This is a genomic window from Nocardia sp. CA-084685 (assembly GCF_050955785.1).
Classification (GTDB): domain Bacteria; phylum Actinomycetota; class Actinomycetes; order Mycobacteriales; family Mycobacteriaceae; genus Nocardia.
In genome coordinates this window covers 5,791,782-5,816,483 of record NZ_CP192094.1, presented here as the reverse complement: position 1 = coordinate 5,816,483, position 24,702 = coordinate 5,791,782, and the positions used below count along the sequence as shown (strand labels likewise).

General features: G+C 65.5%; 24 protein-coding genes and 1 pseudogene. 15 read left to right on the top strand and 10 right to left on the bottom strand.

What is annotated here, in order from left to right; all coding sequences use genetic code 11:
• Positions 1 to 74: 74 nt before the first annotated feature.
• On the bottom strand, positions 75 to 2,891 hold the full coding sequence (locus ACQP2U_RS25800; protein ID WP_433709853.1) for an aconitate hydratase: 2,817 nt from the start codon (positions 2,889 to 2,891) through the stop codon (positions 75 to 77).
• Between the two features lie 286 nt (positions 2,892 to 3,177).
• Between ACQP2U_RS25800 and ACQP2U_RS25795 the strand changes: the two genes are divergently transcribed.
• The 8 genes from ACQP2U_RS25795 to ACQP2U_RS25760 all read left to right on the top strand — a co-directional run bounded on the left by ACQP2U_RS25795 (position 3,178) and on the right by ACQP2U_RS25760 (position 11,683).
• Positions 3,178 to 3,801, top strand: a complete 624-nt coding sequence (locus tag ACQP2U_RS25795) for an Rv1476 family membrane protein (RefSeq protein ID WP_433709852.1) — start codon at positions 3,178 to 3,180, stop codon at positions 3,799 to 3,801.
• A 336-nt stretch (positions 3,802 to 4,137) separates the two neighbouring features.
• On the top strand, positions 4,138 to 5,493 hold the full coding sequence (locus ACQP2U_RS25790) for an NlpC/P60 family protein (RefSeq protein ID WP_433716584.1): 1,356 nt from the start codon (positions 4,138 to 4,140) through the stop codon (positions 5,491 to 5,493).
• A 157-nt stretch (positions 5,494 to 5,650) separates the two neighbouring features.
• Positions 5,651 to 6,859, top strand: coding sequence for an AAA family ATPase (locus ACQP2U_RS25785; protein WP_433709851.1), 1,209 nt, complete (start codon positions 5,651 to 5,653; stop codon positions 6,857 to 6,859).
• 53 nt (positions 6,860 to 6,912) lie between these two features.
• Positions 6,913 to 7,863, top strand: a complete 951-nt coding sequence (locus tag ACQP2U_RS25780; RefSeq protein WP_062989694.1) for a DUF58 domain-containing protein — start codon at positions 6,913 to 6,915, stop codon at positions 7,861 to 7,863.
• Positions 7,860 to 8,864, top strand: coding sequence for a VWA domain-containing protein (locus tag ACQP2U_RS25775; RefSeq protein ID WP_433709850.1), 1,005 nt, complete (start codon positions 7,860 to 7,862; stop codon positions 8,862 to 8,864). The genes ACQP2U_RS25780 and ACQP2U_RS25775 overlap by 4 nt, the downstream gene beginning before the upstream one ends.
• A 97-nt stretch (positions 8,865 to 8,961) precedes the next feature.
• Positions 8,962 to 9,678, top strand: a complete 717-nt coding sequence (fabG1, locus tag ACQP2U_RS25770; RefSeq protein ID WP_433709849.1) for a 3-oxoacyl-ACP reductase FabG1 — start codon at positions 8,962 to 8,964, stop codon at positions 9,676 to 9,678.
• 72 nt (positions 9,679 to 9,750) lie between these two features.
• Positions 9,751 to 10,590, top strand: a complete 840-nt coding sequence (gene inhA, locus ACQP2U_RS25765) for an NADH-dependent enoyl-ACP reductase InhA (RefSeq protein WP_397028961.1) — start codon at positions 9,751 to 9,753, stop codon at positions 10,588 to 10,590.
• A gap of 16 nt (positions 10,591 to 10,606) precedes the next feature.
• Positions 10,607 to 11,683 carry a ferrochelatase gene (locus tag ACQP2U_RS25760; RefSeq protein ID WP_433709848.1) on the top strand — a complete coding sequence of 359 codons (1,077 nt, stop codon included), beginning with the start codon at positions 10,607 to 10,609 and terminating at the stop codon, positions 11,681 to 11,683.
• A gap of 28 nt (positions 11,684 to 11,711) precedes the next feature.
• Here ACQP2U_RS25760 and ACQP2U_RS25755 read toward each other — a convergent pair whose 3' ends face one another.
• The 6 genes and pseudogenes from ACQP2U_RS25755 to ACQP2U_RS25730 form a co-directional block, all read right to left on the bottom strand.
• Positions 11,712 to 13,337, bottom strand: coding sequence for an ABC transporter ATP-binding protein/permease (locus ACQP2U_RS25755; RefSeq protein WP_433716583.1), 1,626 nt, complete (start codon positions 13,335 to 13,337; stop codon positions 11,712 to 11,714).
• A gap of 159 nt (positions 13,338 to 13,496) precedes the next feature.
• A pseudogene (locus tag ACQP2U_RS25750) lies at positions 13,497 to 14,174 on the bottom strand (FHA domain-containing protein); the annotation flags it as partial.
• A 34-nt stretch (positions 14,175 to 14,208) separates the two neighbouring features.
• Entirely contained in the window at positions 14,209 to 14,979 is a 771-nt protein-coding gene (locus ACQP2U_RS25745; RefSeq protein ID WP_433709847.1) for a S1 family peptidase, read from the bottom strand.
• A gap of 100 nt (positions 14,980 to 15,079) precedes the next feature.
• On the bottom strand, positions 15,080 to 15,898 hold the full coding sequence (locus ACQP2U_RS25740) for a hypothetical protein (protein ID WP_433709846.1): 819 nt from the start codon (positions 15,896 to 15,898) through the stop codon (positions 15,080 to 15,082).
• Between the two features lie 187 nt (positions 15,899 to 16,085).
• On the bottom strand, positions 16,086 to 16,913 hold the full coding sequence (locus tag ACQP2U_RS25735) for a DUF3097 domain-containing protein (RefSeq protein ID WP_433709845.1): 828 nt from the start codon (positions 16,911 to 16,913) through the stop codon (positions 16,086 to 16,088).
• A gap of 57 nt (positions 16,914 to 16,970) precedes the next feature.
• Positions 16,971 to 17,159, bottom strand: a complete 189-nt coding sequence (locus ACQP2U_RS25730; protein WP_433716582.1) for a DUF7373 family lipoprotein — start codon at positions 17,157 to 17,159, stop codon at positions 16,971 to 16,973.
• A 178-nt stretch (positions 17,160 to 17,337) separates the two neighbouring features.
• On the opposite strand from ACQP2U_RS25730, the gene ACQP2U_RS25725 reads away from it, so the two are divergent.
• The 5 genes from ACQP2U_RS25725 to ACQP2U_RS25705 all read left to right on the top strand — a co-directional run bounded on the left by ACQP2U_RS25725 (position 17,338) and on the right by ACQP2U_RS25705 (position 21,929).
• On the top strand, positions 17,338 to 17,769 hold the full coding sequence (locus ACQP2U_RS25725) for an NfeD family protein (protein WP_397028972.1): 432 nt from the start codon (positions 17,338 to 17,340) through the stop codon (positions 17,767 to 17,769).
• Positions 17,770 to 19,017 carry an SPFH domain-containing protein gene (locus ACQP2U_RS25720; protein WP_397028974.1) on the top strand — a complete coding sequence of 416 codons (1,248 nt, stop codon included), beginning with the start codon at positions 17,770 to 17,772 and terminating at the stop codon, positions 19,015 to 19,017.
• Between the two features lie 16 nt (positions 19,018 to 19,033).
• Positions 19,034 to 19,405 (top strand): DALR anticodon-binding domain-containing protein, encoded by a 372-nt coding sequence (locus tag ACQP2U_RS25715; RefSeq protein ID WP_433716581.1) that lies wholly within the window; start codon positions 19,034 to 19,036, stop codon positions 19,403 to 19,405.
• Between the two features lie 343 nt (positions 19,406 to 19,748).
• Positions 19,749 to 21,056 carry a YhgE/Pip domain-containing protein gene (locus ACQP2U_RS25710; protein ID WP_433709844.1) on the top strand — a complete coding sequence of 436 codons (1,308 nt, stop codon included), beginning with the start codon at positions 19,749 to 19,751 and terminating at the stop codon, positions 21,054 to 21,056.
• A 69-nt stretch (positions 21,057 to 21,125) separates the two neighbouring features.
• On the top strand, positions 21,126 to 21,929 hold the full coding sequence (locus ACQP2U_RS25705; RefSeq protein ID WP_433709843.1) for an LLM class flavin-dependent oxidoreductase: 804 nt from the start codon (positions 21,126 to 21,128) through the stop codon (positions 21,927 to 21,929).
• Here the strand turns inward: ACQP2U_RS25705 and ACQP2U_RS25700 are convergent, their stop codons facing one another.
• Genes ACQP2U_RS25700 through ACQP2U_RS25690 form a run of 3 tightly spaced genes read right to left on the bottom strand, consistent with a single transcriptional unit; the run spans position 21,930 to position 23,633 of the window.
• Positions 21,930 to 22,769, bottom strand: a complete 840-nt coding sequence (locus tag ACQP2U_RS25700) for a helix-turn-helix domain-containing protein (RefSeq protein ID WP_397028983.1) — start codon at positions 22,767 to 22,769, stop codon at positions 21,930 to 21,932. It lies immediately after the preceding gene.
• Positions 22,766 to 23,311, bottom strand: a complete 546-nt coding sequence (locus tag ACQP2U_RS25695) for a DUF6879 family protein (protein WP_397028985.1) — start codon at positions 23,309 to 23,311, stop codon at positions 22,766 to 22,768. Before ACQP2U_RS25695 ends, ACQP2U_RS25700 begins: the two co-directional genes overlap by 4 nt.
• A gap of 4 nt (positions 23,312 to 23,315) precedes the next feature.
• Positions 23,316 to 23,633 (bottom strand): hypothetical protein, encoded by a 318-nt coding sequence (locus tag ACQP2U_RS25690; protein WP_433709842.1) that lies wholly within the window; start codon positions 23,631 to 23,633, stop codon positions 23,316 to 23,318.
• 164 nt (positions 23,634 to 23,797) lie between these two features.
• On the opposite strand from ACQP2U_RS25690, the gene ACQP2U_RS25685 reads away from it, so the two are divergent.
• Together ACQP2U_RS25685 and ACQP2U_RS25680 are read left to right on the top strand one after the other, a co-directional pair.
• Positions 23,798 to 24,190 carry a hypothetical protein gene (locus ACQP2U_RS25685; protein ID WP_433709841.1) on the top strand — a complete coding sequence of 131 codons (393 nt, stop codon included), beginning with the start codon at positions 23,798 to 23,800 and terminating at the stop codon, positions 24,188 to 24,190.
• A 111-nt stretch (positions 24,191 to 24,301) separates the two neighbouring features.
• A complete protein-coding gene (locus tag ACQP2U_RS25680; RefSeq protein WP_433709840.1) occupies positions 24,302 to 24,667 on the top strand; it encodes a nuclear transport factor 2 family protein in 366 nt (121 codons plus the stop codon).
• Positions 24,668 to 24,702: the final 35 nt, after the last annotated feature.

The window sequence follows — 24,702 nt, the reverse complement described above, 5'->3', positions numbered from 1 at the left end:
AGCGGGCAATGCAATGTGAAGAGGTCCGCGCACCGCGGGTGACGCGGTGCGCGGACCTACTACAGCACAGGTGTTCAGCCGCGAATCATGTTGCGCAGCACGTACTGCAGGATGCCGCCGTTGCGGTAGTAGTCGGCCTCACCGGGGGTGTCGATCCGCACCACCGCGTCGAAGGTGACCACATCGCCGTCCTCCTTGGTGGCGGTGACCTTCAGGGTCTTCGGAGTCACACCCTCGTTCAGCTTGGTGATGCCCTCGATTTCGAAGGTCTCGGTGCCGTCCAGCTTCAGCGACGCGGCCGACTCACCGGCCGGGAACTGCAGCGGGATAACACCCATACCGATGAGGTTCGAGCGGTGGATGCGCTCGAAGGACTCGGTGATGACGGCCTTGACACCCAGCAGCGAGGTGCCTTTGGCGGCCCAGTCACGCGAGGAACCCGAACCGTACTCCTTGCCGCCCAGCACGACCAGCGGGATGCCGGCGGCCTGGTAGTTCTGCGAGGCGTCGTAGATGAACGCCTGCGGGCCACCGTCCTGGGTGAAGTCGCGGGTGTAGCCGCCCGAGACATCGTCGAGCAGCTGGTTGCGCAGCCGGATGTTGGCGAAGGTGCCGCGGATCATCACCTCATGGTTACCGCGGCGCGAGCCCAGGGAGTTGTAGTCCTTGCGCTCCACGCCGTGCGAGTCGAGGTACTGCGCGGCCGGGGTGCCCGGCTTGATCGGACCGGCCGGGGAAATGTGGTCGGTGGTGACCGAGTCACCGAGCAGCGCGAGTACGCGCGCGCCCTTGATGTCCTCGACCGGCGCCGGCTCCATATCCATGCCGTCGAAGTACGGCGCCTTGCGGACGTAGGTCGAGTTCTCGTCCCATGCGAAGGTGTTGCCCTCAGGGGTGTTCAGGCCCTGCCAGCGCTCGTCGCCCTGGAAGACGGTGGCGTAGGACTTGGTGAACATATCCCGGCTGATCGCCGACTTGATGGTGTCGTCGATCTCCTGCGGGGACGGCCAGATGTCCTTCAGGAAGACGTCGTTGCCGTCGGTGTCCTTGCCCAGGGCGTCGGTCTCGAAGTCGAAGTCCATGGTGCCCGCGAGCGCGTACGCGATGACCAGCGGTGGCGAGGCCAGGTAGTTCATCTTCACGTCGGGAGAGATACGACCCTCGAAGTTGCGGTTACCGGACAGTACCGCGGTGACCGACAGATCATTGTCGTTGATCGCCTTGGAGATCTCCTCCGGCAGCGGACCGGTGTTACCGATGCAGGTGGTGCAGCCGTAACCGCCCACGTAGAAGCCCAGCTTCTCCAGGTACGGCCACAGACCGGCCTTCTCGTAGTAGTCGGAGACGACCTGCGAGCCCGGGGCCATGTTGGTCTTGACCCACGGCTTGGACGACAGGCCCTTCTCGACCGCGTTACGAGCCAGCAGGGCCGCGCCCAGCATGACCGACGGGTTGGAGGTGTTGGTGCAGGAGGTGATACCTGCGACCACGACCGCGCCGTGATCGAGCACGAAGTCACCGCGCTCCGGATCGGAGACCTTGACCGGCTTGGACGGACGGCCGACACTGCCGTTGGCGGCGGACGGCAGGATCGCGTCGTCGTCGGCGAAGGACAGCACGGCCGGATCCGAGGCCGGGAAGGACTCCTCGATGGCCTCATCCAGATGCGTGTGCGGGGTGGTGGCGGCCGGGCCGGACTCCGCGTCGTTGGTGTAGTTGTGGATGTCCTTGCGGAACGCGGTCTTGGAGTCCGACAACAGGATTCGGTCCTGCGGACGCTTCGGACCGGCGATGGACGGCACCACGGTGCTCAGGTCCAGCTCGAGGTACTCCGAATAGGCAGGCTCGTTGTCGGCGTCGTGCCACAGGCCCTGTTCCTTGGCGTACGCCTCGACCAGCGCGAGCTGCTCGTCGGTGCGGCCGGTGAGGCGCAGGTAGTTGATGGTCTCGCCGTCGATCGGGAAGATCGCTGCGGTGGAACCGAATTCGGGGCTCATGTTGCCCAGGGTGGCCCGGTTGGCCAGCGGCACCTCGGCGACGCCCTTGCCGTAGAACTCGACGAACTTGCCGACCACACCGTGCTTGCGCAGCATATCGGTGACGGTGAGCACCACGTCGGTGGCGGTCACGCCCGGCTTGATCTCACCGGTCAGCTTGAAGCCGACGACGCGCGGGATGAGCATGGAGACCGGCTGCCCCAGCATGGCCGCCTCGGCCTCGATACCGCCGACGCCCCAACCCAGTACGCCCAGGCCGTTGACCATGGTGGTGTGCGAGTCGGTGCCGACGCAGGTGTCGGGGTAGGCCTGGCCGTTGCGGACCATGACCGTGGGGGCCAAGTATTCGATGTTGACCTGGTGCACGATGCCGACGCCCGGCGGGACGACCTTGAAATCGTCGAAGGCGCCCTGGCCCCAGCGCAGGAACTGGTAGCGCTCGCCGTTGCGCTGGTACTCCAGGTCGACGTTGCGCTCGAGGGCGTCGGCGCGGCCGAACACGTCGAGGATGACCGAGTGGTCGATGACCATGTCGGCGGGGGAGAGCGGGTTGACCTTGCTCGGGTCGCCGCCGAGGGTGGTGACGGCCTCGCGCATGGTGGCCAGGTCGACGATGCAGGGCACGCCGGTGAAGTCCTGCATGATCACGCGGGCGGGGGTGAACTGGATCTCGGTGTTCGGCTGAGCCGACGGATCCCAGCTCGCGATGGCGCGGATGTGATCGGCGGTGATGTTGGCGCCGTCCTCGGTGCGGAGCAGATTCTCCGCGAGGACCTTCAGTGCGTAGGGGAGTTTTTCGGTGCCGGGCACGGCCGAGAGACGGAAGATCTCGTAGGAGTTGCTTCCGACCTCGAGGGTGCCCTTGGCGCCGAAAGTATCGATACTTGTCGTCACGTCAGCTCCACTCGTCTGTGAGGGTGGCCGCGGGCGGGGCTGTGCCCGCGGCTGGTTTTTTCGAGCGACCTGCAGGCAGTCGCTACGGTTACGTGTTCGGAGGATCCCACCGCTGGAACACACTGGCTCCTCGCGGCTCCGAGCCTAACAGTACGCTTGTCCTGTGAAACGCGCGGGTGCCGTTGGAGGTGCGGCCCGAAGGTGCGCCGACACTCCGTCGCGTACTGTGCTTTCGAGTTGTTCGGAGTGACCGGCGGGCCTGCGCCGGTTCTCCCAGCAGTGTTGGATGCCCGTCGCCTCGCGTACCGATGCGGCTCGACAGACCGGATGGAAGATGACCGTCTCGCACACCTCGGTGTTCACGCCCATGCGCGCCGAACTCCCCCCTGGTATCGACGACAAGACGTTGTCCCAGATCAAGGAGGATGTGGCCGACAACCATGTGGCCACGCCGAAGGGTAGGGATCAGGACGCGCTCGAGGCGGTCGTCGCCGATGCCCGAGCCCACGGCATCGAGCTCAGCATCGTGGTGATTCCCGGGAATCCAGGTCACGATTCCAATCTACGTGACCTGGCCACCGAGGTCGGCAAGACCGAGCACGGAACCGTCGTGGCGCTCAGCGACGACTGGGTCGGCACCTACAGTGATTCGATCAGCCGGGTGAAACTGGAGTGGGCCGAGGACGCGTCCAAGAGCACGCAGGGGCATTCGGCGCAGGCCGCGCAGATTTTCGTCGATCGGCTCGAGCAGCCGGAAAAGTTCTCGTGGACCGCGATCACCAGCGTGTTGCTTGTGGGCACGGCGGTGGTGGTCGGTGGACTCTACTGGGTGAAGTCGCGCCGTTCTGCCGAGCGCGCTGTGCCGGTAGAGGTTTCAGCTCGCGGCGACGACCGGGATCTCACCTCGTAGCGAGTATCCGCTCAGTTACCTTTCCTGCCGGTCGGTTTGTTTTTTCCGGCCGAATCCCCGTACTCATACGGCTATTTCTCAGCAACAGGCAAATTACGCGGCTGTAGTTCTGTTGCTGGAGTTTCTTTGGTGAATGATGTGACGTACGGTTCGAATGATCGCTGATGGGGAAAGAGTGTTCAGAGAGCTATCTGTGCACCACTGGGCGTGATGGTTCGCAGGGGGCTCGTGAGGTTAAGCCTGATCGGGTCCTTTGGAGGTGCGATGCGCAACAACGGCGTTGCCGGTTCTCGGCATCCGCTGTGGGTCGCTCTAGGGTTGCTGGTTGCTGCCGCCGTGCTCGTCACGGCCGGGCCGGTCGCCGCCGTGCCGCCTGCCCCACCCAACCCGAGCGATAGCCAGATCGCCGATGCGGGGGCACAAGTCGACGCCAGAGTGACCGAGGTCGGCGCGCTGATCAACCAGGTCGCGGCGACGGATCAGAAGCTGCAGGAACTCGACGCCGCTATCGCCCAGAAGCGCGAAGAAGTCAACAAAGCGCTGGTTGATCTGCAAGACGCCCGCAACGCCGCCGATGCCGCCGCGGCCGCGGTGGTGCAGACCCAGCGCGAACTGAGCGAGGCCGGAACCCAGGTCGACCAGGCCAGGCGCAACTTCGACCAGTTCGCGGTGCAGGCGTATACCCGGCCCGCCGCGAGCTCCGTGATCACCTATCTGTCCTCGGCCACCCCGGATGTCGCGCTCAACCGCGCCCAGGTATTCACGCTGGTATCGAAGAATCAGCAGTCGGTGCTCGACTCGCTGCGGCGTGCTCAGATCACCCAGGGCAATAAGAATGCCAGTGCGCGCCAAGCGAAATCGGCCGCCGACGCGGCCGCCGCAGTGGCCGAACAGAAGAAGACCGACGCCGAAAACGCCGTCGCCGCGGTGAAGTCCGAACAGGATCAGCAGGCGGCGCAGCGGGAGGGCCTACTACGCGAGCGTACGGCGGCGCAGGGTCGATTGGACCAGGCGCGCGCGAATGTGGCCGGACTGCAAGGACAACGCGAGGCCTATCTGGCCTGGGACGATCAGCGCAAGGCGGAGGAGGCCGCCATCCGCGCCGCCGCCGCGGCGGCCGCCGCACGTGCGGCCCAGGACCAGGCCGCCAAGGACCGGGCGGCGCAGGCAGGTGCGGGAAAGCGGCCGCATATTCAAATGGATGATTCGTCGCCGCCGCGCCAGACCAGGCCGCGCGTCACCGGGCCGACGATGCCGTCCATTACCGGCTCGGAGGCGATCGAAACCGTGGTCGATCGGGCCATGTCGCAGATCGGCGTCATCTATGCGTGGGGCGGTGGCGACGAGGACGGGCCGACCCTCGGCATCCGCGACGGCGGTGTCGCCGACAGCTTCGGCGATTACAACAAGGTCGGGTTCGACTGCTCGGGTCTGATGATCTATGCCTTCGCGGGTATCGGCGTCTCACTGCCGCACTACAGCGGCTACCAATACAACGCGGGAACCAGGGTGCCCGTCGCCGAGCGCAGTCGCGGCGACATGCTGTTCTGGGGCCCGAACGGCAGCGAACATGTCGCGCTCTACCTCGGAAACGGGAAGATGGTGGAGGCGCCGCAATCCGGCGAGGTGGTACGGGTATCTCCGGTGCGCGAGGGCGGCATCATGCCGTACGCGGTGCGGATCGTCACCTGACCGCTGGGCTCGTCTGGTAACCCCTAGGCTGGGCCGCACGCCGCGAACCCGACCGCGAACCTGTTGATTTGCCATGATCTCGGGTCCGGTTGCGGCATATGCGGCCATTACCTGGAATAGTTGTGGCAGCACGCACAGGACCAAAGCGAAAGCGGGGATGTTGGTGACTTCGACGGACGGTGTGAGCGGGGCAAGTTTGGCGAAAGAGGCCGCTGCTCCCGCACCCAGCACCCTGGAGCGTGACGTCCAGACCCTGGAGAAGGCGATATACGAGGTCAAGCGCGTTATCGTCGGCCAGGATCGGCTCGTCGAAAGGCTGCTCGTCGGGGTGCTCGCACGCGGCCACGTATTGCTCGAGGGTGTGCCAGGCATCGCCAAAACCCTTGCGGTGGAGACCTTCGCCAAGGTGGTCGGTGGTTCGTTCGCCCGCGTCCAGTTCACCCCCGACCTGGTGCCCACCGACCTGATCGGTACCCGCATCTACCGCCAGGGCCGCGAGGAGTTCGACACCGAACTCGGTCCGGTCGTGGCCAACTTCGTGCTCGCCGACGAGATCAACCGCGCGCCGGCCAAGGTGCAGTCCGCACTGCTCGAGGTGATGGCCGAGCGGCATGTGTCGATCGGCGGCAAGACCTACCCGATGCCCGATCCGTTCCTGGTCATGGCGACCCAGAACCCGATCGAGAGCGAGGGCGTGTACCCGCTGCCCGAGGCGCAGCGCGACCGCTTCCTGTTCAAGGTGGTCGTCGACTATCCGTCAGTGGAGGAAGAGCGCGAGATCATCTACCGGATGGGTGTCACCCCGCCGGAGGCCAAGCCGATCCTCGAACCGTCCGAGCTCATCCGCCTGCAGCGGGTGGCCGCTAATACGTTCGTGCACCATGCGCTGGTCGACTACGTGGTCCGGGTGATCGCGGCGACCCGCAAGCCCGGCGATTTCGGCATGCAGGATGTGGCGAGCTGGATCGCCTACGGCGCCTCGCCGCGCGCCAGCCTCGGCATCATCGCCGCAGCGCGCGCCGTGGCGCTGATTCGCGGCCGCGACTACGTGGTGCCGCAGGATGTCGTCGAGGTGATTCCGGATGTGCTGCGCCACCGCCTTGTGCTGTCCTATGACGCGCTCGCCGATGAGATCAGCCCCGACGACGTGATCAAGCGCGTGCTGCAGACCGTCGGCCTGCCGCAGGTCGCACCGCACGCGGTCGCCCCGGGTGGTCAGTCCGCACCCGTTCCGGCCGCACCGCCCGCCATGGGGCCGCACAGCGGGCAGTCGCCGATCCCGCAGCCGCCCGCACCTCAGGACGCGGTGCCGCAGCCGTCGGTCGCGCAGATGTCTCCGGCCGCCGGCAATAACCAGCCGAAGTGACCTCGGCATCGGCTGTGCCTGATTTGCCAGACGACGAGGTTCCACCAGTGCCGATGTCTCCACATGCACCACCGTCTTTCCGATCGGGCGAGCTGTCCGACCCCAAGCTGACGGCGGCGCTCCGAACGCTGGAACTGACCGTCCGTCGTCGGCTCGACGGTGTGCTGCACGGTGATCACCTCGGCTTGATTCCTGGCCCCGGCTCTGAGCCGGGCGAGGCCAGGACGTATCAGCCGGGCGACGATGTGCGGCAGATGGATTGGTCGGTCACCGCCCGCACCACCCATCCGCATGTGCGGCAGATGATCGCGGACCGGGAACTGGAGACCTGGATGGTGGTCGATCTGTCGGCCAGCCTCGACTTCGGCACCGCACTGTGCCAGAAGCGCGATCTCGCGGTCGCGGCCGCCGCGGCGATCACCCACCTCACCAGCGGCGGCGGGAACCGGATCGGTGCTGTCGTCGCGACCGGTGAGCAATTGACCCGCATCCCCGCGCGCAGCGGCCGGGTGCACGCGCAGTCGATGCTGCGTGAGATCGCGACTACGCCGCACGCCCGCGACGGTGTGCGTGGCGATCTGCGCGAGGCGATCGAATCCTTGCGCCGCCCGCAGCGCAAGCGTGGACTCGCGGTGGTCATCAGCGACTTCCTCGGTGATATCAACTGGCAGCGCTCGCTGCGCGCCATCTCCGCGCGCCACGATCTACTCGCGGTGGAGGTGCTCGACCCGCGCGATCTGTCGCTGCCCGATGTGGGTGATGTGGTGCTGCATGATCCCGAGACCGGGCGCACTCGCGAATTCAGCGTGACGCCAACGCTTCGCGCCGATTTCGCGGCCGCCGCCGAACGTCATCGCGTTCAGGTCGAACAGGCCCTGCGCAGTTGTGGCGCACCGGTGCTCACCCTGCAGACCGACCGGGACTGGATCTCCGATGTGGTCCGGTTCGTGTCCACCCGGCGTCACGCATTCGGCGCCCCGAGCGGACGGGCGCCGCGCCAGTGAGTATTTCGCATTTCACCGCGCTGGTCTGGCTCGGCTTCCTCGCTGTGGTCTTGCTGATCGCATTGGGATACATCCTTGTTCAGCGCAGCCGCCACCGGCACATGCTGCAGTTCACGAACATGGAGCTGCTGGAGAAGGTCGCTCCGTCGCGGCCGAGTCCGATGCGGCATGTGCCGATCGCGCTGCTGGTGGTCGGTCTCGTATTCCTCACCATCGCCGCCGCGGGGCCGACGGCGGTCAAGAAGGTGCCGCGCAATCGCGCGACAGTCGTTCTGGTGATGGACGTTTCGCTGTCCATGGAGGCGACCGATGTGCCGCCGTCGCGACTGAAGGTGGCGCAGAAGGCCGGTAAGGAATTCGTCGACGGACTGCCGCCGGGTATCAATCTCGGCTTTGTCACCTTCGCCGGCACCGCCTCGGTTATGGTGCCGCCGACGACGAACCGCGAGGCCGTCAAGGCCGCCATCGACAACATCAAACTCGCCGAGCGCACCGCCACCGGTGAGGGCATTCTCACCGCGCTGCAGTCGATCGACACCATCGCCACCGTGCTCGGCGGTGCGGAAACGCCGCCGCCCGCGCGCATTGTGCTGATGTCCGACGGTAAGCAGACGGTGCCCGATGACAAGGATGTCGACAATCCACGGCACGGTTTCACCGCGGCTCGCCTCGCGAAGAATAAAGGCGTTCCGGTGTCGACGATTTCGTTCGGCACCTCCTGGGGGACGGTGGAAATTCCGGACCAGGATGGTGGGGGCGCTCAGCGCGTCAAGGTGCCTGTCGACGACGATGCGCTGCGCGAGATCGCCAAACTCTCCGGCGGCGACTTCTATACCGCTTCGAGTCTGACCGAGTTGACCGCGGTCTACGACACGCTCGAAGAGCAGATCGGTTATGAGATGACCAGGGGCGATGCCAGCAGACCATGGCTTTTGCTCGGCATGCTCGTTGTCGCTGCTGGTGTAGTTACCGGCTTGCTCTATCGTCAACGCCTGCCGTAGTCGTCAATGCCTGCCGTTGCGACGCGCCCGGTTCTACATAGAGCCCTATGTGTGGCCCGGGCGTGGCGCACGAATCCGAACAGATAGGTTGGTCCTCATGTCGAACATCACATCCCGGTCGGTCCTGGTGACCGGTGGCAACCGCGGTATCGGACTCGCGGTCGCGCAGCGTCTGCTTGCCGACGGGCACAAGGTGGCTGTCACGCATCGTGGGTCGGGGGTTCCGGACGGTCTGTTCGGGGTGAAATGCGATGTGACGGATGCGGATTCGGTTGACGCCGCCTTCAGTGAGGTGGAGGAGAAGCAGGGGCCGGTCGAGGTGCTGGTCGCCAATGCGGGCATCACCGATGACACCCTGCTGATGCGGATGAGCGAGGAGCAGTTCACCAGGGTCATCGATGCGAACCTGACCGGTGCGTTCCGCTGCGCCAAGCGGGCCAACCGTGCCATGCTGCGGGCCCGCTGGGGCCGAATGATCTTCCTCGGCTCGGTCGTCGGCCTCGGCGGCGGTCCCGGCCAGATCAACTACGCCTCGTCGAAGGCCGGTGTCATCGGTCTGGCGCGTTCCATCACCCGTGAACTCGGTTCGCGTTCGATCACCGCGAATGTGGTCGCGCCCGGCTTCATCGAGACCGATATGACGGCCGAATTGCCCAACGATCTGCGCGACACCGCGAAGAAGTTCATTCCGCTGCAGCGCCTCGGTCAGCCAGAAGACGTCGCCGCCGTGATCAGCTTCCTGGCTTCCGACGATTCGGCCTACGTATCCGGCGCGGTGATCCCGGTCGACGGCGGCATGGGCATGGGCCACTGACCCAACCGAAAGCCGACGTGTTCGGCGGTCGCGTAACCAGTTGAACTTCGACTACAGGAGAACCGAAAACCCATGGGCGGATTGCTCGAAGGCAAGACCATCCTGATCACCGGCATCATCACCGATTCCTCGATCGCGTTCCATGCGGCGGCGGTCGCGCAGGAGCAGGGCGCGAAGGTGATCATCACCGGCATTCCGGAGCGGCTGCGGTTGATCGATCGGATCGCCAAGCGCCTGCCGCAGGAGGTCGCCCCGGCCATCGGTCTGGACGTCACCAGCGAGGAGAATCTGGCCTCCCTGCCGGAGAAGGTGCGCGAGCTGGCTCCCGAGGGCATCGACGGCGTCCTGCACTCCATCGCCTTCGCGCCGAAGACCCTGATGGGTCCGGACGCGGTGGCCTTCCTGGACGGCCCCGGCCCCGACGCCGCCAAGGCCTTCGAGATCTCGGCTTGGTCCTACGCCTCGTTGGCCCGTGCCGTGCTCCCGGTCATGAACGAGGGCGGCTCCATCGTGGGCATGGACTTCGATCCCCGCACCGCCATGCCGTACTACAACTGGATGGGTGTGGCCAAGGCCGCCCTCGAATCGGTGAACCGCTACGTGGCGCGGGAAGTCGGCAACGCCAAGAAGGTTCGCTCGAACCTGATCGCCGCGGGCCCGATCAAGACCCTCGCTGCCAAGGCCATCGCGGGCACCGCGACCGATGACGCCAAGCAGCTGAATATGCTCAATGAGTACTGGGACGGCGCCTCCCCGATCGGCTGGGATGTCGACGACCCGACCGTGGTCGCAAAGTCCATCGTGACGCTGCTGTCGGACTGGCTGCCCGGCACCACAGGTTCGATCATCTACGTCGACGGCGGCGCGAGCCACAACACGTGGTTCCCAGAAAACGGGTTCGCCGCCAACTGAAGCCGGAGGAGGAGCCGTGGCCGCGGATGCCGCTGCCGGGACAGTGGATGCGCTGCTACTGCTGTCCTTCGGCGGTCCGGAACGCCCAGACGACGTTATGCCGTTCCTGGAGAATGTCACCCGGGGCAGGGGAGTGCCACCGCAGCGGCTCGCCGAAGTCGCGCAACACTATCTGCACTTCGGCGGGGTGTCACCGATCAATGCTCTGAATCTCGACATAATCAAGGCGATCGAGAGCGAATTCGCTTCGCGCGGAATCGATCTGCCGGTGTACTTCGGCAACCGCAACTGGCATCCGATGGTGGAGGACACCGTCGCGCGAATGGCGGCGGATGGGGTGCGGTCGGCTTTGGTATTCCCGACGTCGGCGTGGGGGGGATACTCCGGGTGTCTGCAGTACGACGAGGACATCGCGAGGGCGCGCGCGGCTTTCGGGGGGAATGCGCCTGATCTGGTGAAATTGCGGCAGTACTTCGATCATCCGCTATTGGTCGAGGCATTCGCCGCGGCGATTCGGGCTGCGGTGGATTCGCTTCCGGCCGAGCGTCGGGACGGTGCCCGGCTGGTTTTCACCGCGCACTCGATACCGGTGTCGGCCGATATTTCCGCGGGGCCGCCTGCCGATGGTGGCCGTCTGTACAGTCGTCAGGTCGCTGAGGCGGCGCGATTATGTGCCGTCGCGACGGGATTCACCGATTACGACGTGGTGTGGCAGTCCCGTTCCGGCCCGCCGCAGATTCCCTGGCTGGATCCGGACATCGTCGATCATCTCGAGGATCTGTCGGGCAAGGGGGTGGATGCGGTCGTCGTCTGTCCGGTCGGGTTCGTCTCCGATCACCTCGAAGTCATCTGGGATCTGGACAACGAGGCCGGGGAGAAGGCCGAGGAACTCGGCATGGCGTTCGCCAGGGCTGCCACTCCCGGTACCGATCCCCGCTTCGCCCAGTTGGTCGTCGAACTGATAGACGAGCACATGGCCGGTAAATCGCCACGCCGACTCGGCGACATTCCAGGCTACGGCTGCACCGTTAACGGTGCAGCCTGCGCAATCGACTGCTGCACTCCGCCGCGACGCCCTGCCGCGGCAACCTAGACGTCGACGGCAACCAGTCGCCGGTTAGTCAAAGCGTCGCCTTGCGGGCACCGCGGCGCCGTGGGCGCAGTTGATACAGGCGGTACCAGGCCAGCGCGAGGAAGACGGCCCCCAACCCTGCGACTACTCCCATATCGAGCAGCCACGTGCCCATGGTGTGTTTCCAGAGCGGATCGGCTGCGCCCGTATGCGGTGTGAGAGTGTCCAGGTCGAGGGTGGCGGCTCCCGCGCCGAACCCCCAGCGCGACGGCGATAGGTAGGCCAGTTGTTCCAGGCCGAGTGTGCCGGGGAGCCGCACTAGCCCGCCGGTGAGCACCAGTTGTGCCATCGATAGCACAATCAGCAGTGGCAGTGTCTTCTCCGAGGTGTTCACCGACACCGATACCAGTAAGCCCAATGCCAGCGATGCGATGCCGAGCAGCGCCATCGCCAGGATCAGCTCCAGCTCGACCATTGTGAAAAGCCCCTTGGGCGGCATGTCCACACCGATGGTGCCGATCAGGACCAACACCGCCGCCTGAAGGGTGGTGATCACGCCCAGGACCAGCAGTTTCGACATCAGATAGACCCCTGCTGACAGGCCTGCCGCGCGTTCTCTGCGGTAGATCGTCTGCTCCTTGACGATCTCGCGAATCGAGTTGCCGGTGCCGACGAAGCAGGCCGCGAACGCCAAAACCATGAGCTTGGTCGGGGCGTCGACGTTGGATCCCGGCGGCCCGGCGAAGCCCTCGCCCGACGGCACTGCAGCGATCAAGCCACCTAGGAGTATGGGCATCACCCCGAGCAGCGCCATATAGCTTCGGTCCGAGGCAATCACCGCAAGATATCGCCGGCACAACGTACTGAGCTGGGCAAGCTTGGACTGCTGCGCGGGCGGTGGCGCCGGTGGGCGCACCTGCGCTGGGCCGACATCGTCGGTCAGTCCGACCGCCACATAGTTCTCGAAGCGTGAAGACCTCTGGAACTCACCGGCCCAGTCGCGGTCTTCCTCGCGGTCGAATGCCTGGAACACCTCGGCCCAAGTGCGCTGTGCGAACTGCTGCAGCCCCTCCTCGGGCGGCCCGTAATAGGCCAGCCGACCGCCGGGCACCAAGACCAGCAGGCGGTCGCAGGAATCGAGATTGGCCACACTGTGCGTAACGACGATGACGGTCCGCCCGTCGTGCGCCAATTCGGACAGCATTTCCATGACCGTTTTATCCAGGCCAGGGTCGAGGCCGGAAGTCGGTTCATCGAGAAACAACAGGGACGGTTTAGTCAGCAACTCCACTGCGACACTGACACGTTTGCGCTGCCCGCCCGAGAGTTTGTCGATGCGTGTTTCGGCGTGCCGCGTCAAGCCGAGTTCTTCTAGGACCTCGTCGACCCGCTGCTCGCGCTCCTCGCTGCGCGTGTCACCGGGGAAGCGCAGCTCGGCCGCGTAAAGCAGCGCGCGCCGTGTCGGAAGCTGGTTGTGCAGGATGTCCTCCTGCGGGACCAGCCCGATCCGGTGCCGGAGTTCGTCGTAATTGGTGTACAGGTCGCGTCCGTCGTAGCGGACCGTCCCCTCCGTCGCGGGTCGCAACCCGGTGACCGCGCCGAGCAGCGTCGACTTGCCCGCTCCGCTGGGCCCGATCACCCCGACAAGCGAGCGCTGCGAGATGGGGAATCCCACCCCATCCAGGAGCACCTTGCCCTCAGGCGTCCGCACGGTCAGGTTCTGCACCGAGACCGACACGTCACCGGTGTCGACGAACTCGCGCAGCTCGTCGCCGACCAGCCGGAACGTCGTGTGCCCCATACCGATCAAATCGGATTCGGAGAGGTCCGCGGCGTCGATCCGGTGGCCGTTGACGTAGGTGCCGTTGTGGCTGTCGAGGTCGACGATCCGGTACCTGCCGTCGCCGATCGTGCGCAGCTCGGCGTGGTGGCGGGAGAGCATGAGGTCGTGCGCGACGATGTCGTTGTCTGGCGCGCGTCCGATCCGAAGCGTGGGCGAGGTGATCCGGACAACCGCGCTGGGTCGGGCCGTCGAGGGTGCCGATCGCGAAACTTTCCTGGGCTGACCAGCATGGAACTTCGTGACCGTTGCTTCGTCCGCGAGGTTGTAGCCCGGATCGGAGACGATCATCGTGTCTCCACCGAAATCGTCATCGGACTTCTGGGCGGTTTGTCCTTCTTGCCCCTCGATGGACACGGCCAATTGCTCACCGTCCACGGCGTGACCCAGCTGGAACGTCTCGTCATGGTCGATCAGCATTCGATCGACGCGATGACCGTCGAAGAAGGTGCCGTTGAGGCTGCCCGCGTCCTCGATTTCCCAACCGTCCGCACCCCGCTCCAGCACGGCGTGCAACGAAGATGCGCGCGGATCGGTCACGATAACGTCGGATGCCGGATCGCGACCGACGTTATATGCCGTCCCGGCATGTAGCCGATAGACGCGTTCCCTTGTCTGCACCACGAGAACTGGTGCCTCGGGGAATTCGATGGATGACCGGTCATCCGCCATGAGCCGAGTATACCGACTGGTCCGCCGCGTTTGGTCAGAAACTCACGGTGGTGAGGTAGGCGTAGACACCTGGGTACCCTGGGCGGGCGCTGCCCTTGCCCCATGAGGTGAGGCCGATCAGGCGGCCCGCGACCAGCAGTGGATCACCGCTGTCGTATTCGGCGGTATCGGCGTCCGAGGATCCGGCGCAGAGCATATCGGCGGGGTCGAAGGCGGGGCCATAGGCGGCGGCGCACGTGGCGTTGGGGACGATAGGGACGGCGGCGGATCGCAGGAGCGTATTCGAGATGTCGTTCTCAGAGGTCGCGCCCCAGCCGACGATGGTGCCGGTGTCGCCATATGCGCGCGGATCGCCCTGTGGCGCTGCGATTTCCAGGAACGGCCCCGGTCTCGGCTCGTCGAGGACGACCATCGCGATATCATTGTGGTGCACGGTCTCGCCCTCGAAATCGGTTTCCCGAAAATCCGGGTGGATGCGAATCTCCTTGACCCCCACCGTGACTCCGTCATGCGAGCGCAGGTCGGTGCGGCCGAAGGTGACCGTGATCGCCTGCGGCAGCAGCCGTGCCAACTCGACGCAGTGCGCCGATGTCACAAGCCGATCAGGTGCGATGAGCGCACCGCCGCAGAATTGCCCGGATGGCCGCAAGAAGTACAACGGGCTGCCGATAGCGGCGAGCCACGGGTAGGCGCCCGCCTCGATGGCATTTCCACCCACGATGGCCGTGGCGGGAACGGTAGGGGCGCCGAGAGCGACGATCAATGCGGCGGTCACAGCCGCGGCGATACGAGGTATGCGAAACATGCCGCCTCCCGGACGTTTCAGGCGATCGCTCGGCCTATTCAACCAGAGGATGCTGGTGTTCTCGCGCCTACAGTACCGGTGGCCGCCTTACGCCGGTCTTTTACGCATTGCCGCGAGCCGCGGCGTGCACCGCGACCAACCGGGCAGCGCGGATCGCGTCCCACAGTGGACGTAGGAGGTCCTCTTGGGCGCCGATGGCGGTGGCGGAGGTGGGAGAGGACGCCGGTTCGCGTTGGGCGACAGTGAGGATGGCGGCGACGTGGTCGGCGCTGTCGAGGATTCGTCTGGCGCGCAATGGGATCGAATCCGGATAGTCGTGGCGCGAGTAATCCGCGAGCTCGGCCTCGATGAGTTCGCGCGGGTCGGAGTCGACGGTTGCGCCCGCACCGGTGGTGTGCAGGCGCATGAGGGCGTCGGCGGCATCGCGCACCGCTTCGCGCATCGTGTACTCCGCCTCGCCCAGCGACATATCCGGGCCGGGCACGGCCGGAATCGGGGTGCTGTAGACGGTCCATTGCAAGGTATCCTCATCGGCCCACTGCGGGATCAGTCCGGTGCCCTCTTCGCCCGGCACACCGAACAGCAGTCCCTCACCCGCCTCGATCGCATCCGCACCGAAGGCGGTTCCAGTGGGCAGTCCGCGCACATCGCCGGGCACCGGCAGCACCAAGCGCAACTGCGCATCGGGTTGTGCCATCGCCTCGCGAATCACCTTGAGTAGCGCCATGACTCCGGTTCCGGACACATTGTCGCGGGAGGACCAGGGCAGGTCGTCGCGACCGCCGGTCAGTGGATCGCCCGCGGCGATGGTGTGCCGCGGCGCCCAAGCGTACAACGCCTCGAGGATGTCGTCGGGCGCGCTGCAACCGGCCAGCCAGGAGCCGGCCCACACCGTCAGCGTGGCACTAGGAGAGCACATAATTATCGAGCATAAAGGAGGGGCGCGACTCGGGGGCGTCCATGCCGGATACCCCGTGAGCTGCGCGCATCGGTCCGCCGCCCGGTACTGCGAGTACCGGAAAAACAAGTGTGCCACAGTCGTAGGCGTGCGGGCCGAATTCCGCGAAATGGGACATGATTTCAGCCATTGGGCCCGGTAACGATGATCACTCCGGTTCGGTGACGAAGTCGATGAGTCGCTCCACCGCGCCGATCAGGGGGGATTCCAGATCGCGGAAGGATTCGACGGCGTGGTAGACCCGCCGCCACCCCTGCTGCGGTGTGCCCCAGCCGAGCCGACGGCAGATGCCGGTCTTCCAATCCTCACCGCGTGGCACCTCGGGCCATGCCGCGATGCCGACCGCCGCGGGGCGCACGGCCTGCCAGACATCGATATAGGGATGCCCAGTGACCAGCACATACTTACCGAGACCGGTGGTCAGCTGGGTTTCCTTGGAACCGGTGACCAGATGGTCGACCAGTACACCGACGCGCCGCCCCGGTCCGGGCGCGAAGTCGGTCAGCCGCTCGGCCAGATTGTCCAAACCCTCGAGGTGTTCGACGACCACGCCCTCGACGCGCAGATCGTGTCCCCAGACCCGCTCGACGAGCGCGGCATCGTGGACGCCCTCCACCCAGATCCGGCTGGTCTTGGCGACCTGCGCGCGCAGCCCCTCCACCCGAGTCGAACCCGATGCCGACCTGGTCGGCTTCTTGGGCGTCGCGGCTTTGGGCCGGATCAGCGTGACAGGCGCACCGTCGATCAGGAACGCCGCCTCGCGCAACGCGAATAACCGCACCGCGCCGCGCGCATCCTCCAACTTGACGAATTCGCCGTCATAGCTGCGGTCGAATCCCACCACGGCACCGCAGAATCCGGTGGCCGCATCCTCCACCACGAGATCGCGTTCGGCCTCGACCACCGGCACGGTTTGTTTCTTCGATCGCGTATGTCCGGAGAAGATATCGCCGCCATACATGTCACGCCCGCTCACCCGCCCGAAATTAGCACCGCCGGTTCGGGTCGTGACGCAAGCGAGTTGGTGTGCCGATCACAGACTGTTGGCGAACAGCGCGTATTGCGCGGCAACCTTCTGTCGAACGTCGGCTTCGTTATCGCTGACGTTCGCGACATAGCGCTTGTAGGTGACGTAGCAGCTGTGTTTGGACTGCTTCTCGGTATCGCCGCGGCGATGGAGTCGCTGGCAGATCGCGCCGGGTACGTCCGTGGGCGCATCGATCGGATCGTATTCGGTTCAGCGGATTGCCGCGGCGTCGGGGTCTAGATCGAAATCACGAGGCGCACAGTCGTTTCGGCTTCAACGGCTGGCTGATACGACAAGGGGCGCGGCGAAACTGCCGAAGGTGATCTCGGGTCTGTCGCGCCACAGAAGTGGTTCCGGCCACTACAGTGGGTCTGTGGCCGCAATCGTTTGGCTGGTCGCGGGCCTGCTGCTCGCGGCGGCGGAGATGCTCACCGGAGACCTCACGCTGCTGATGCTGGGCGTCGCCGCGCTCGGAACCGCGGGCGTCAGTGCCGTGGCCGATACCGGGCTGGTCGCCGATGCCGTGGTATTCGCGGTGTCGGCGCTGGTGCTGCTGCTCGGGGTGCGGCCAGTTCTGCGGCGCCGCTTCGGAACTCCGCCGCCGATCCCGACGAATGTCGACGCGCTGCCGGGTAAGCAGGCGCTGGTGTTGGAATCGGTCGGCGCGCACAGCGGCTTGGTCAAGATCGGTGGCGAAGAGTGGACCGCGCGGCCGTTCGATTCGACAGTCGAATATCCGAAGGGAACAACGGTGTACGTCATGAAGATCGACGGCGCGACCGCCGTCGTCTGGAAGGAGCCGTAGATGGCTGTGCTCATCGTTGCCGCCGTGCTGGTGCTGTTGGTCGTGGTGGTGGTCTTCAAATCGATCGCCCTGGTGCCACAGGCGGAGGCAGCCGTCATCGAGCGACTCGGCCGATATTCGCGCACCGTCTCGGGGCAATTGACGTTCCTGGTGCCTTTCGCCGACCGGATCCGGGCGAAGGTCGACCTGCGCGAGCGCGTGGTGTCCTTCCCGCCGCAGCCGGTGATCACCGAGGACAACCTGACGCTGCATATCGACACCGTCGTGTACTTCCAGGTGACGAGCCCGCAGGCGGCGGTATACGAGATCAGCAACTACATCGCGGCCGTCGAACAGCTCACCGTGACCACCCTGCGCAATGTGGTCGGTGGCATGACCCTCGAGCAGACGCTGACCTCGCGCGACCAGATCAACGGTCAGCTACGCGGGGTGCTCGACGAGGCCACCGGGCGGTGGGGGCTGCGGGTCGCGCGGGTCGAACTCAAGAGTATCGATCCCCCGCCATCGATCCAGGAGTCGATGGAGAAGCAGATGAAGGCCGACCGCGAGAAGCGGGCCATGATCCTCACCGCGGAGGGTACCCGCGAATCGCAGATCAAGACGGCCGAGGGCGCCAAGCAGGCGCAGATCCTATCCGCCGAGGGCGCCAAGCAGTCCTCGATCCTGGCGGCCGAAGGTGAACGGCAGAGCCGGATTCTGCGCGCCCAGGGTGAGCGGGCCGCGGCCTACCTGAACGCACAGGGACAGGCCAAGGCCATCGAAAAGGTTTTCGCCGCAATCAAGTCCGGTAAGCCGACGCCGGAACTGCTTGCCTACCAGTACATGCAGACCCTGCCGCTGGTCGCGCGTGGTGACGCGAATAAGGTGTGGCTGGTGCCGAGTGATTTCGGCAAGGCGCTCGAGGGTTTCGCTCAGAACTTCGCGACCAAGGGCGAGGACGGCATATTCCGCTACGAGCCCGCCCCGGCCGACGATGTGGAGAGTAAGCCCGAGGACGATTCCGATGTCGAGGGCTGGTTCGATACGGCTCGCGATCCGGCCATCGAACAGGCGGTGCGCGCCGCGGAGGCCGATGCGCGGGCGTCGGTGGAGGGCGTGGCCACTCCGGTCACCCGAACCCAGCCCTACCCGCACCAGCAGGTAATGCCAGTGCAGCAGGAGACCCCGCCGCAGCAGATTCCGCCGCACCAGCCGCCATACCACCCGGACGGGCCGCAGGGACAGTCTTGGCAGCCGCCGTCGCAGTAAATCGCGAACACCGCGGATTTTTGTCGAGGTCCAGGGTGGTTTACGGCGCGAGATCGATGGTGAGCGTTGCCAGCTGCGCAAAGCGCAAGATTACGACGTGCGGATCGACCCAACCATCGCGCTCGAACCCGCCGAAAGGGCCCTTGCGCTGGAACTCGACGCCTACGGCACGGTCGTCGCCGAAGTCGCGGTCACCCTCGAACCCCACCGACTGTGCGGCTACCTCTACGACCTCGCCCGCGACTTCACCGCTTTCTACGAGGCCTGCCCGGTCCTCACCACGCCCGGACAGACACGGAAAAACCGTCTCGCACTGTGCGATTCGACTGCTCGGACGCTAGCGCACGGACTCGGCCTGCTTGGCATCGCCGCCCCCGAACGCATGTAGCCAGGATTCGGACGCGCGAGTTCGCCGTGTGCGCGCTGTTGCGCGACTGGTTGACCGACCGCTGTGGCCGCGAGCGCGGCACCATGTCGCGGATGAATGTGGCGGAGCAGATCGTAGCGTGGGTGCAGGCGACCAAGCTGAATGGGCGCACGGCTTTCTCGCCACCGCGGTGATGACCCCTGGTGGCCGTGGCGATTCCGCCGGTCTACATCGAACACCGGGCTGGCTGTACTGCGATTGTGATCGCGGTCTCGGTGATGGGTGTCGGTAGCGCGGTGTGAGCAGCCACCGACCCGCGCCGGATCGGTACCGAAACACCGCCGCAACGGATTACGGTGCGCCCATGACGACTGCCGCAACCGCCGCCCGCCATCTGCGGCCGCGGGCCTGGATCGCCCCGATCGCCGTGGTTACCCTGCTCATGTCGCTGCTGGCCACGATGTATCTGGCGTATGTGGTCAATCCGACGAAGAATCTGCACGATTTCCCGGTCGCGCTGGTCAATCAGGACGACGGGGACACCCTCGGCGGTAAGCCCAGCAATGTCGGCGATCAGATCACCGACGCACTCGTCGCGAGCGTGCCCGCCGATAAGATCGACCTGCGGGTCGTCGGATTCGGCGAGGCGCAACGGCAACTGCACCAGGGCACGGTATACGGCGCGATCGTCATTCCCAGTGACTTCACCAAGCGGCTGGCCATTCTCGGCGCGGCCGGGGTGGTGCCTGGCAAGGTCGAACAGCCGATCATCACGGTGCATACGAATCCGCGGGCGGGCAGTTTCGCCACGGGGGTCATGCAGCGCGTTGCCGATCAAGCGCTGACTCGCGTCGACGAGACCGTCGGCAAACAACTCACCGACACTGTGCAGACCCAGCTGCAACCTGCCGCGGGCGGCCAAGTGCCACAGCTTGCCGGTGCCAGTCAATTGATGCTCGCCCATCCGATCCAGGTGGTGGTCGCTCCGTATCGGCCGCTGCCCGATGGCACCGGACAGGGTTTGTCCGCGTTCTTCTACACGATCATGGTGCTGCTCGCCGGATTCACCGGTGCGATGATCATCCACTCGATGACTGATTCCGCCCTTGGATTCGCCCCCACCGAGTACGGGCCGTGGTACGTGCACTATCCGACCGCGCCGATCTCCCGCTTTCGCACCCTGCTGTTGAAGTGGGCGATCCTGATCGTCACCGCGCCGATCGTCTCCGCGGTATTCCTCGGTGTCGCAGCGGCATTGGATGTGCCGCTCGATCATCCGCTCGCACTGTTCCTGTATTGCGTGCTCGCGATCATCGCGGTCGGGGTGACCGCGCTGTCGGTGCTGGCCGCGCTCGGCACTGCGGGTCTGCTGGTCAATTTGATCCTGTTCATCGTGCTCGGCCTGCCCTCCTCGGGAGGTAGCGTGCCCATCGAGGCGACGCCGACGTATTTCGAGTGGCTGGCCACCTTCGAACCGATGCACCAGGTCTTTCTCGGGGTGCGCGCCATCCTCTACTTCAATGCCAGCGGTGCCGCCGGGCTCGCGCGCGGCAGTTGGATGGCGGTGCTCGGTCTAGGTATCGGCCTCGTCGTGGGCGCGGTGGTGACTCTGTACTACGACCGAAAGGGCTTGCATCGCAAACCCGCTGAGCAGGCGGCAGCGACGGGGTGAGCGTTGCGGGCATGGGGCTGAGCGATCGAGCCATTGGAACGCTCACGATTTGTTCCTAACGTTGTATTCATGACCTTTGACATCGGTGTGATCCTTCCGACCTCCACCCCCGATCCGGCCCACCCGATCCTCGGCGATGTGCGGGCTGCTGCCCGCCTCGCCGAACGACTCGACCTCGAATCGGTATGGTCCACCGACCATCTCGTGGCGAGCGCGCCCATGCTGGACAGCACCGTGACGCTCGCGACCGCGGCCGCCGCCACCGACCGGATTCGGGTCGGCTACAACGTCATGTTGCTCGCACTGCGCCCGGTGGCTTGGGCAGCCAAGCAGATCAGCACACTGCAGTACGTATCGGGCAATCGGCTGCTGCTGGGGGTCGGCACCGGCAATCCGGCGCACGGCGATATCGGGTGGCGCGCGGCCGGTACGACATTCGGCAACCGCGGTCGGCGCACCGACGAGGCACTGCGGGTGCTGCCCGATCTCGTCACCGGTGCGACGGCCACGGTCAACGGCGTCGATGTGGTGCTGGCTCCCGGATCGGCCATGCCACCGGTCCTGGTGGCGGGCAATGGGACTCGGGCACGACGGCGCGCGGCCGAATACGCCGATGGGTGGATCACCCTGCAGCCCGGCCTGGACCAGCTGGCCGCCGATTTCGACGAATTGCGCTTACTGGCAGCAGAATTCGATCGACCCGTACCGGCGGTGACAGTGGTCGCGCCGGTACTGCCCACCGATCATTCGGCCGCCGTCGAACTGCTCGCCGCGCACCGGGACGCCGGTGTCGAACGTGTCATTCTCGCCCCGACCGGGCCCGAATGGCAGGGCGATTACGAGAATGCCGCGAAACTCCGTGCGGCACTATGATTACAGCTGCGTCAGCCGCAGCTTCAGCGCATCGGTGATGATGGCTCGGGCGGCTTCGCCGTACCGAGCCTGCCGGTGCAGCGCCGCCCAGGTCTTCTCGTAGTACGCGAGTTCCCGCGGCTGGGTGATGGTGAGACCCGCCGAAATGGTCTCGACCTCCGCGATGCGTTTGTCGAGCAAAACGAAACAGGTTGTGGTGTACAGGAAATCGGCTGTCCGCGGAATGATGCCGAGCCCGAGTCTCGGTAGCGGCATCAGATCGATGAGCCGTTCGAGCTGACCGGCCATCACCTCGTTGTCACCGACAGTGGTGTAGAGCGCTTGCTCGGCAAGCAGGATGCTGATCCGATGGGTGCCGTGGTGCAGAATCCGCTGGCGCGCAATCCGTGCCGTCACCGCACGGTCGATATCGTCGATACCGCCGACGAAGTCGATACAGGACTGGAGTACCGCCCTGGCATAGGGTTCGGTCTGCAACAGGCCGGGAACGACCGCGTTCTCGTAATTGCGGATGGTGGTGGCGCGTGCCTCCAACTCGATGCGGCGGCGCTGCTGCTGGGCATGTCCGGTCGCGGCGATACGCCGCCACTCCTGCCAGAGCGCCTCGATATTCGCCAGTGCCGCACGCAGATCCGGCAGCAGCAATTCGGCGCCGCACAGTCGGCACCACTGGACCAGATCGTTATCGCTCGGCGTTTGTTTACCGTGTTCGATGCGCGACACCTTGGCCGAATGCCAGCCCGCTTCGGCGGCGAGCTGCACACCGGTCAGATGTGCGGCCTTGCGCAGTTCACGTAAGCGTGCCCCGAAGGCTTGCCGGGACTGCTCGACACCGGTCATCCACTCCGCCCGCCGGGCATGTAGTCGTGGTGCGGAATTGCTTTGTTCCACAGTGTATCTCGTACAGTCGTGCAGCGTGCGACCAGAACGGGGTCGGTAGTCACCGCCGCACCCGCCAGATCGCCGGTCTTGGTGAAGATCGTAAACGCGACCGTCTCGTCGAGCAGCCACCATTCGTCATCGGTGTATTCCGCCGGATCGGCGAGATGCCTCGGCAGCCAGCGGATATCCTCGCCGTACCGCTGGTTGCGATCGGTGAGCGCGTGCAGGAATCGAACGTAGTCGGTGAGCGGTTCCGAGACCACCCGCACGCGCCGGATCGGCACGCCGCGCCCGGCGACCTCGCTGGTGAGCTTCTCCCAGGCCCGCCACGACGGTGGATAGGACTCCTCCTCGAACGGCGGTAGGCCCGCGAGGACGCGGCGCATCGGTTCGGTCTCGTCGGAGACCTGGGAGTGATCGTCGGACACCTCGAGATGGAAAGCGTCGCCGCGGGTTTCGCGGATGAGATCGTTGGTTTCCTCGATGGTGTAGAAGAGCATTGCATTACCATTCCCACGGGCTCTGTCCGACCGGGACCGCGACCGCGGTTTCGTGCTCGGGAATCCGCATATGTGCCAAGGCATCCGGATCGGTGATCGGCTGTCCGGCGAGGGTGAAGGAACCATGCCCGGAATCGACAAGCGGCGCGCCGATATAGGTACCGGGCTGCAGCCAGCCGAGCAGCATATGCGGTATTTCGACTCGGTTCGCGTCATGGGCCACCCGGTAGCCCTGCACGAGATATAGATGTCGATCCTCATCGATCCACAGCCGGGGCGAGCCGGTGTTGTTGGTGGGTCCGCCGAGCAGTTGTATACGCATCAGAGTGGCCTCGTCTCGCGTGGGCATTGCGCTGGCTGCACACAATCGTCACCGGTCAACGCCATATGGGTCAACAACTTCCGCAAATCCCCGCAAAACCATGGTGGCGCGCCCGGCCGGTTTTCTACTGTTCTGGCTGGGTGCTGGCAGACAGGGTGAGTGACATGAGCGGGTCGGAACCATGGGAGGTTGTCGGGCGGTTGGCAAGCGAAAGGGGGTCACTTGGCAACGGGGCGGCGATCAAACCGTGGGCGATCGGGTTCGTGCGGTGGGATATTTCGGGGTCCATGGTGGATCACGATGTGCGGGCCACCCGCACCTGCGCGGCTCGAAGGGGATATGAGCTGGTCTCGATGAAAGTGGGTCCGCAGGGCGATCCGGTCGCACGGCTGCTCGCGGCCATCGCGCGCTGTGGTGCGCATGCGGTCATCGTGCCGAGCCGAGAGCACATCTGGGCGTCGCGACGTGCGGTCACCGAGATCTGCGATCTGGTCGTAGTCGCAGGGGACACCGTGTGGGAGCGTGGCTATCAGTGGCCGCGCTGGTTCGCACGCTGATCCTTACCTCGCGCGTAATCGACTGCGTGATCGGTAGCGGGCAAGGTTGAGGTATCCGCCGGAGCTTTCCGGTGGAGGACCGGAATACCTTCCAGCAGAGGATGATTCGCTATGTCTCAGTACGAGGATGCGGTTCGGCGTTACTTCGTGGCATGGAATGCCACCGATGACGAGGTGCGCGCGAAGGCGGTGGCCGCGGCTTGGCGCGAGGACGGTTTCTACACCGATCCGATGGCCGATGTCGCCGGGCACGAGCAACTCAGCGCCGCCATCGGGGGCGTGCACCAGCAGTTCCCCGGCTTCGAATTCCGCCAGCTCGGTGCGGTTGACGGACATCACCACACCGCCAGGTTTTCCTGGGAGCTGGTTGCGGCCGACGGGAGCGCGCCGGTCGCCGGGACGGATGTGATCACTCTCGCCGAGGACGGCCGGATCATCGGTGTGCACGGTTTCCTGGATCGCTTGCCGGGGGCGTAGTCGAATCCCTGACCGGGGACCTGCGGGCACGTGGA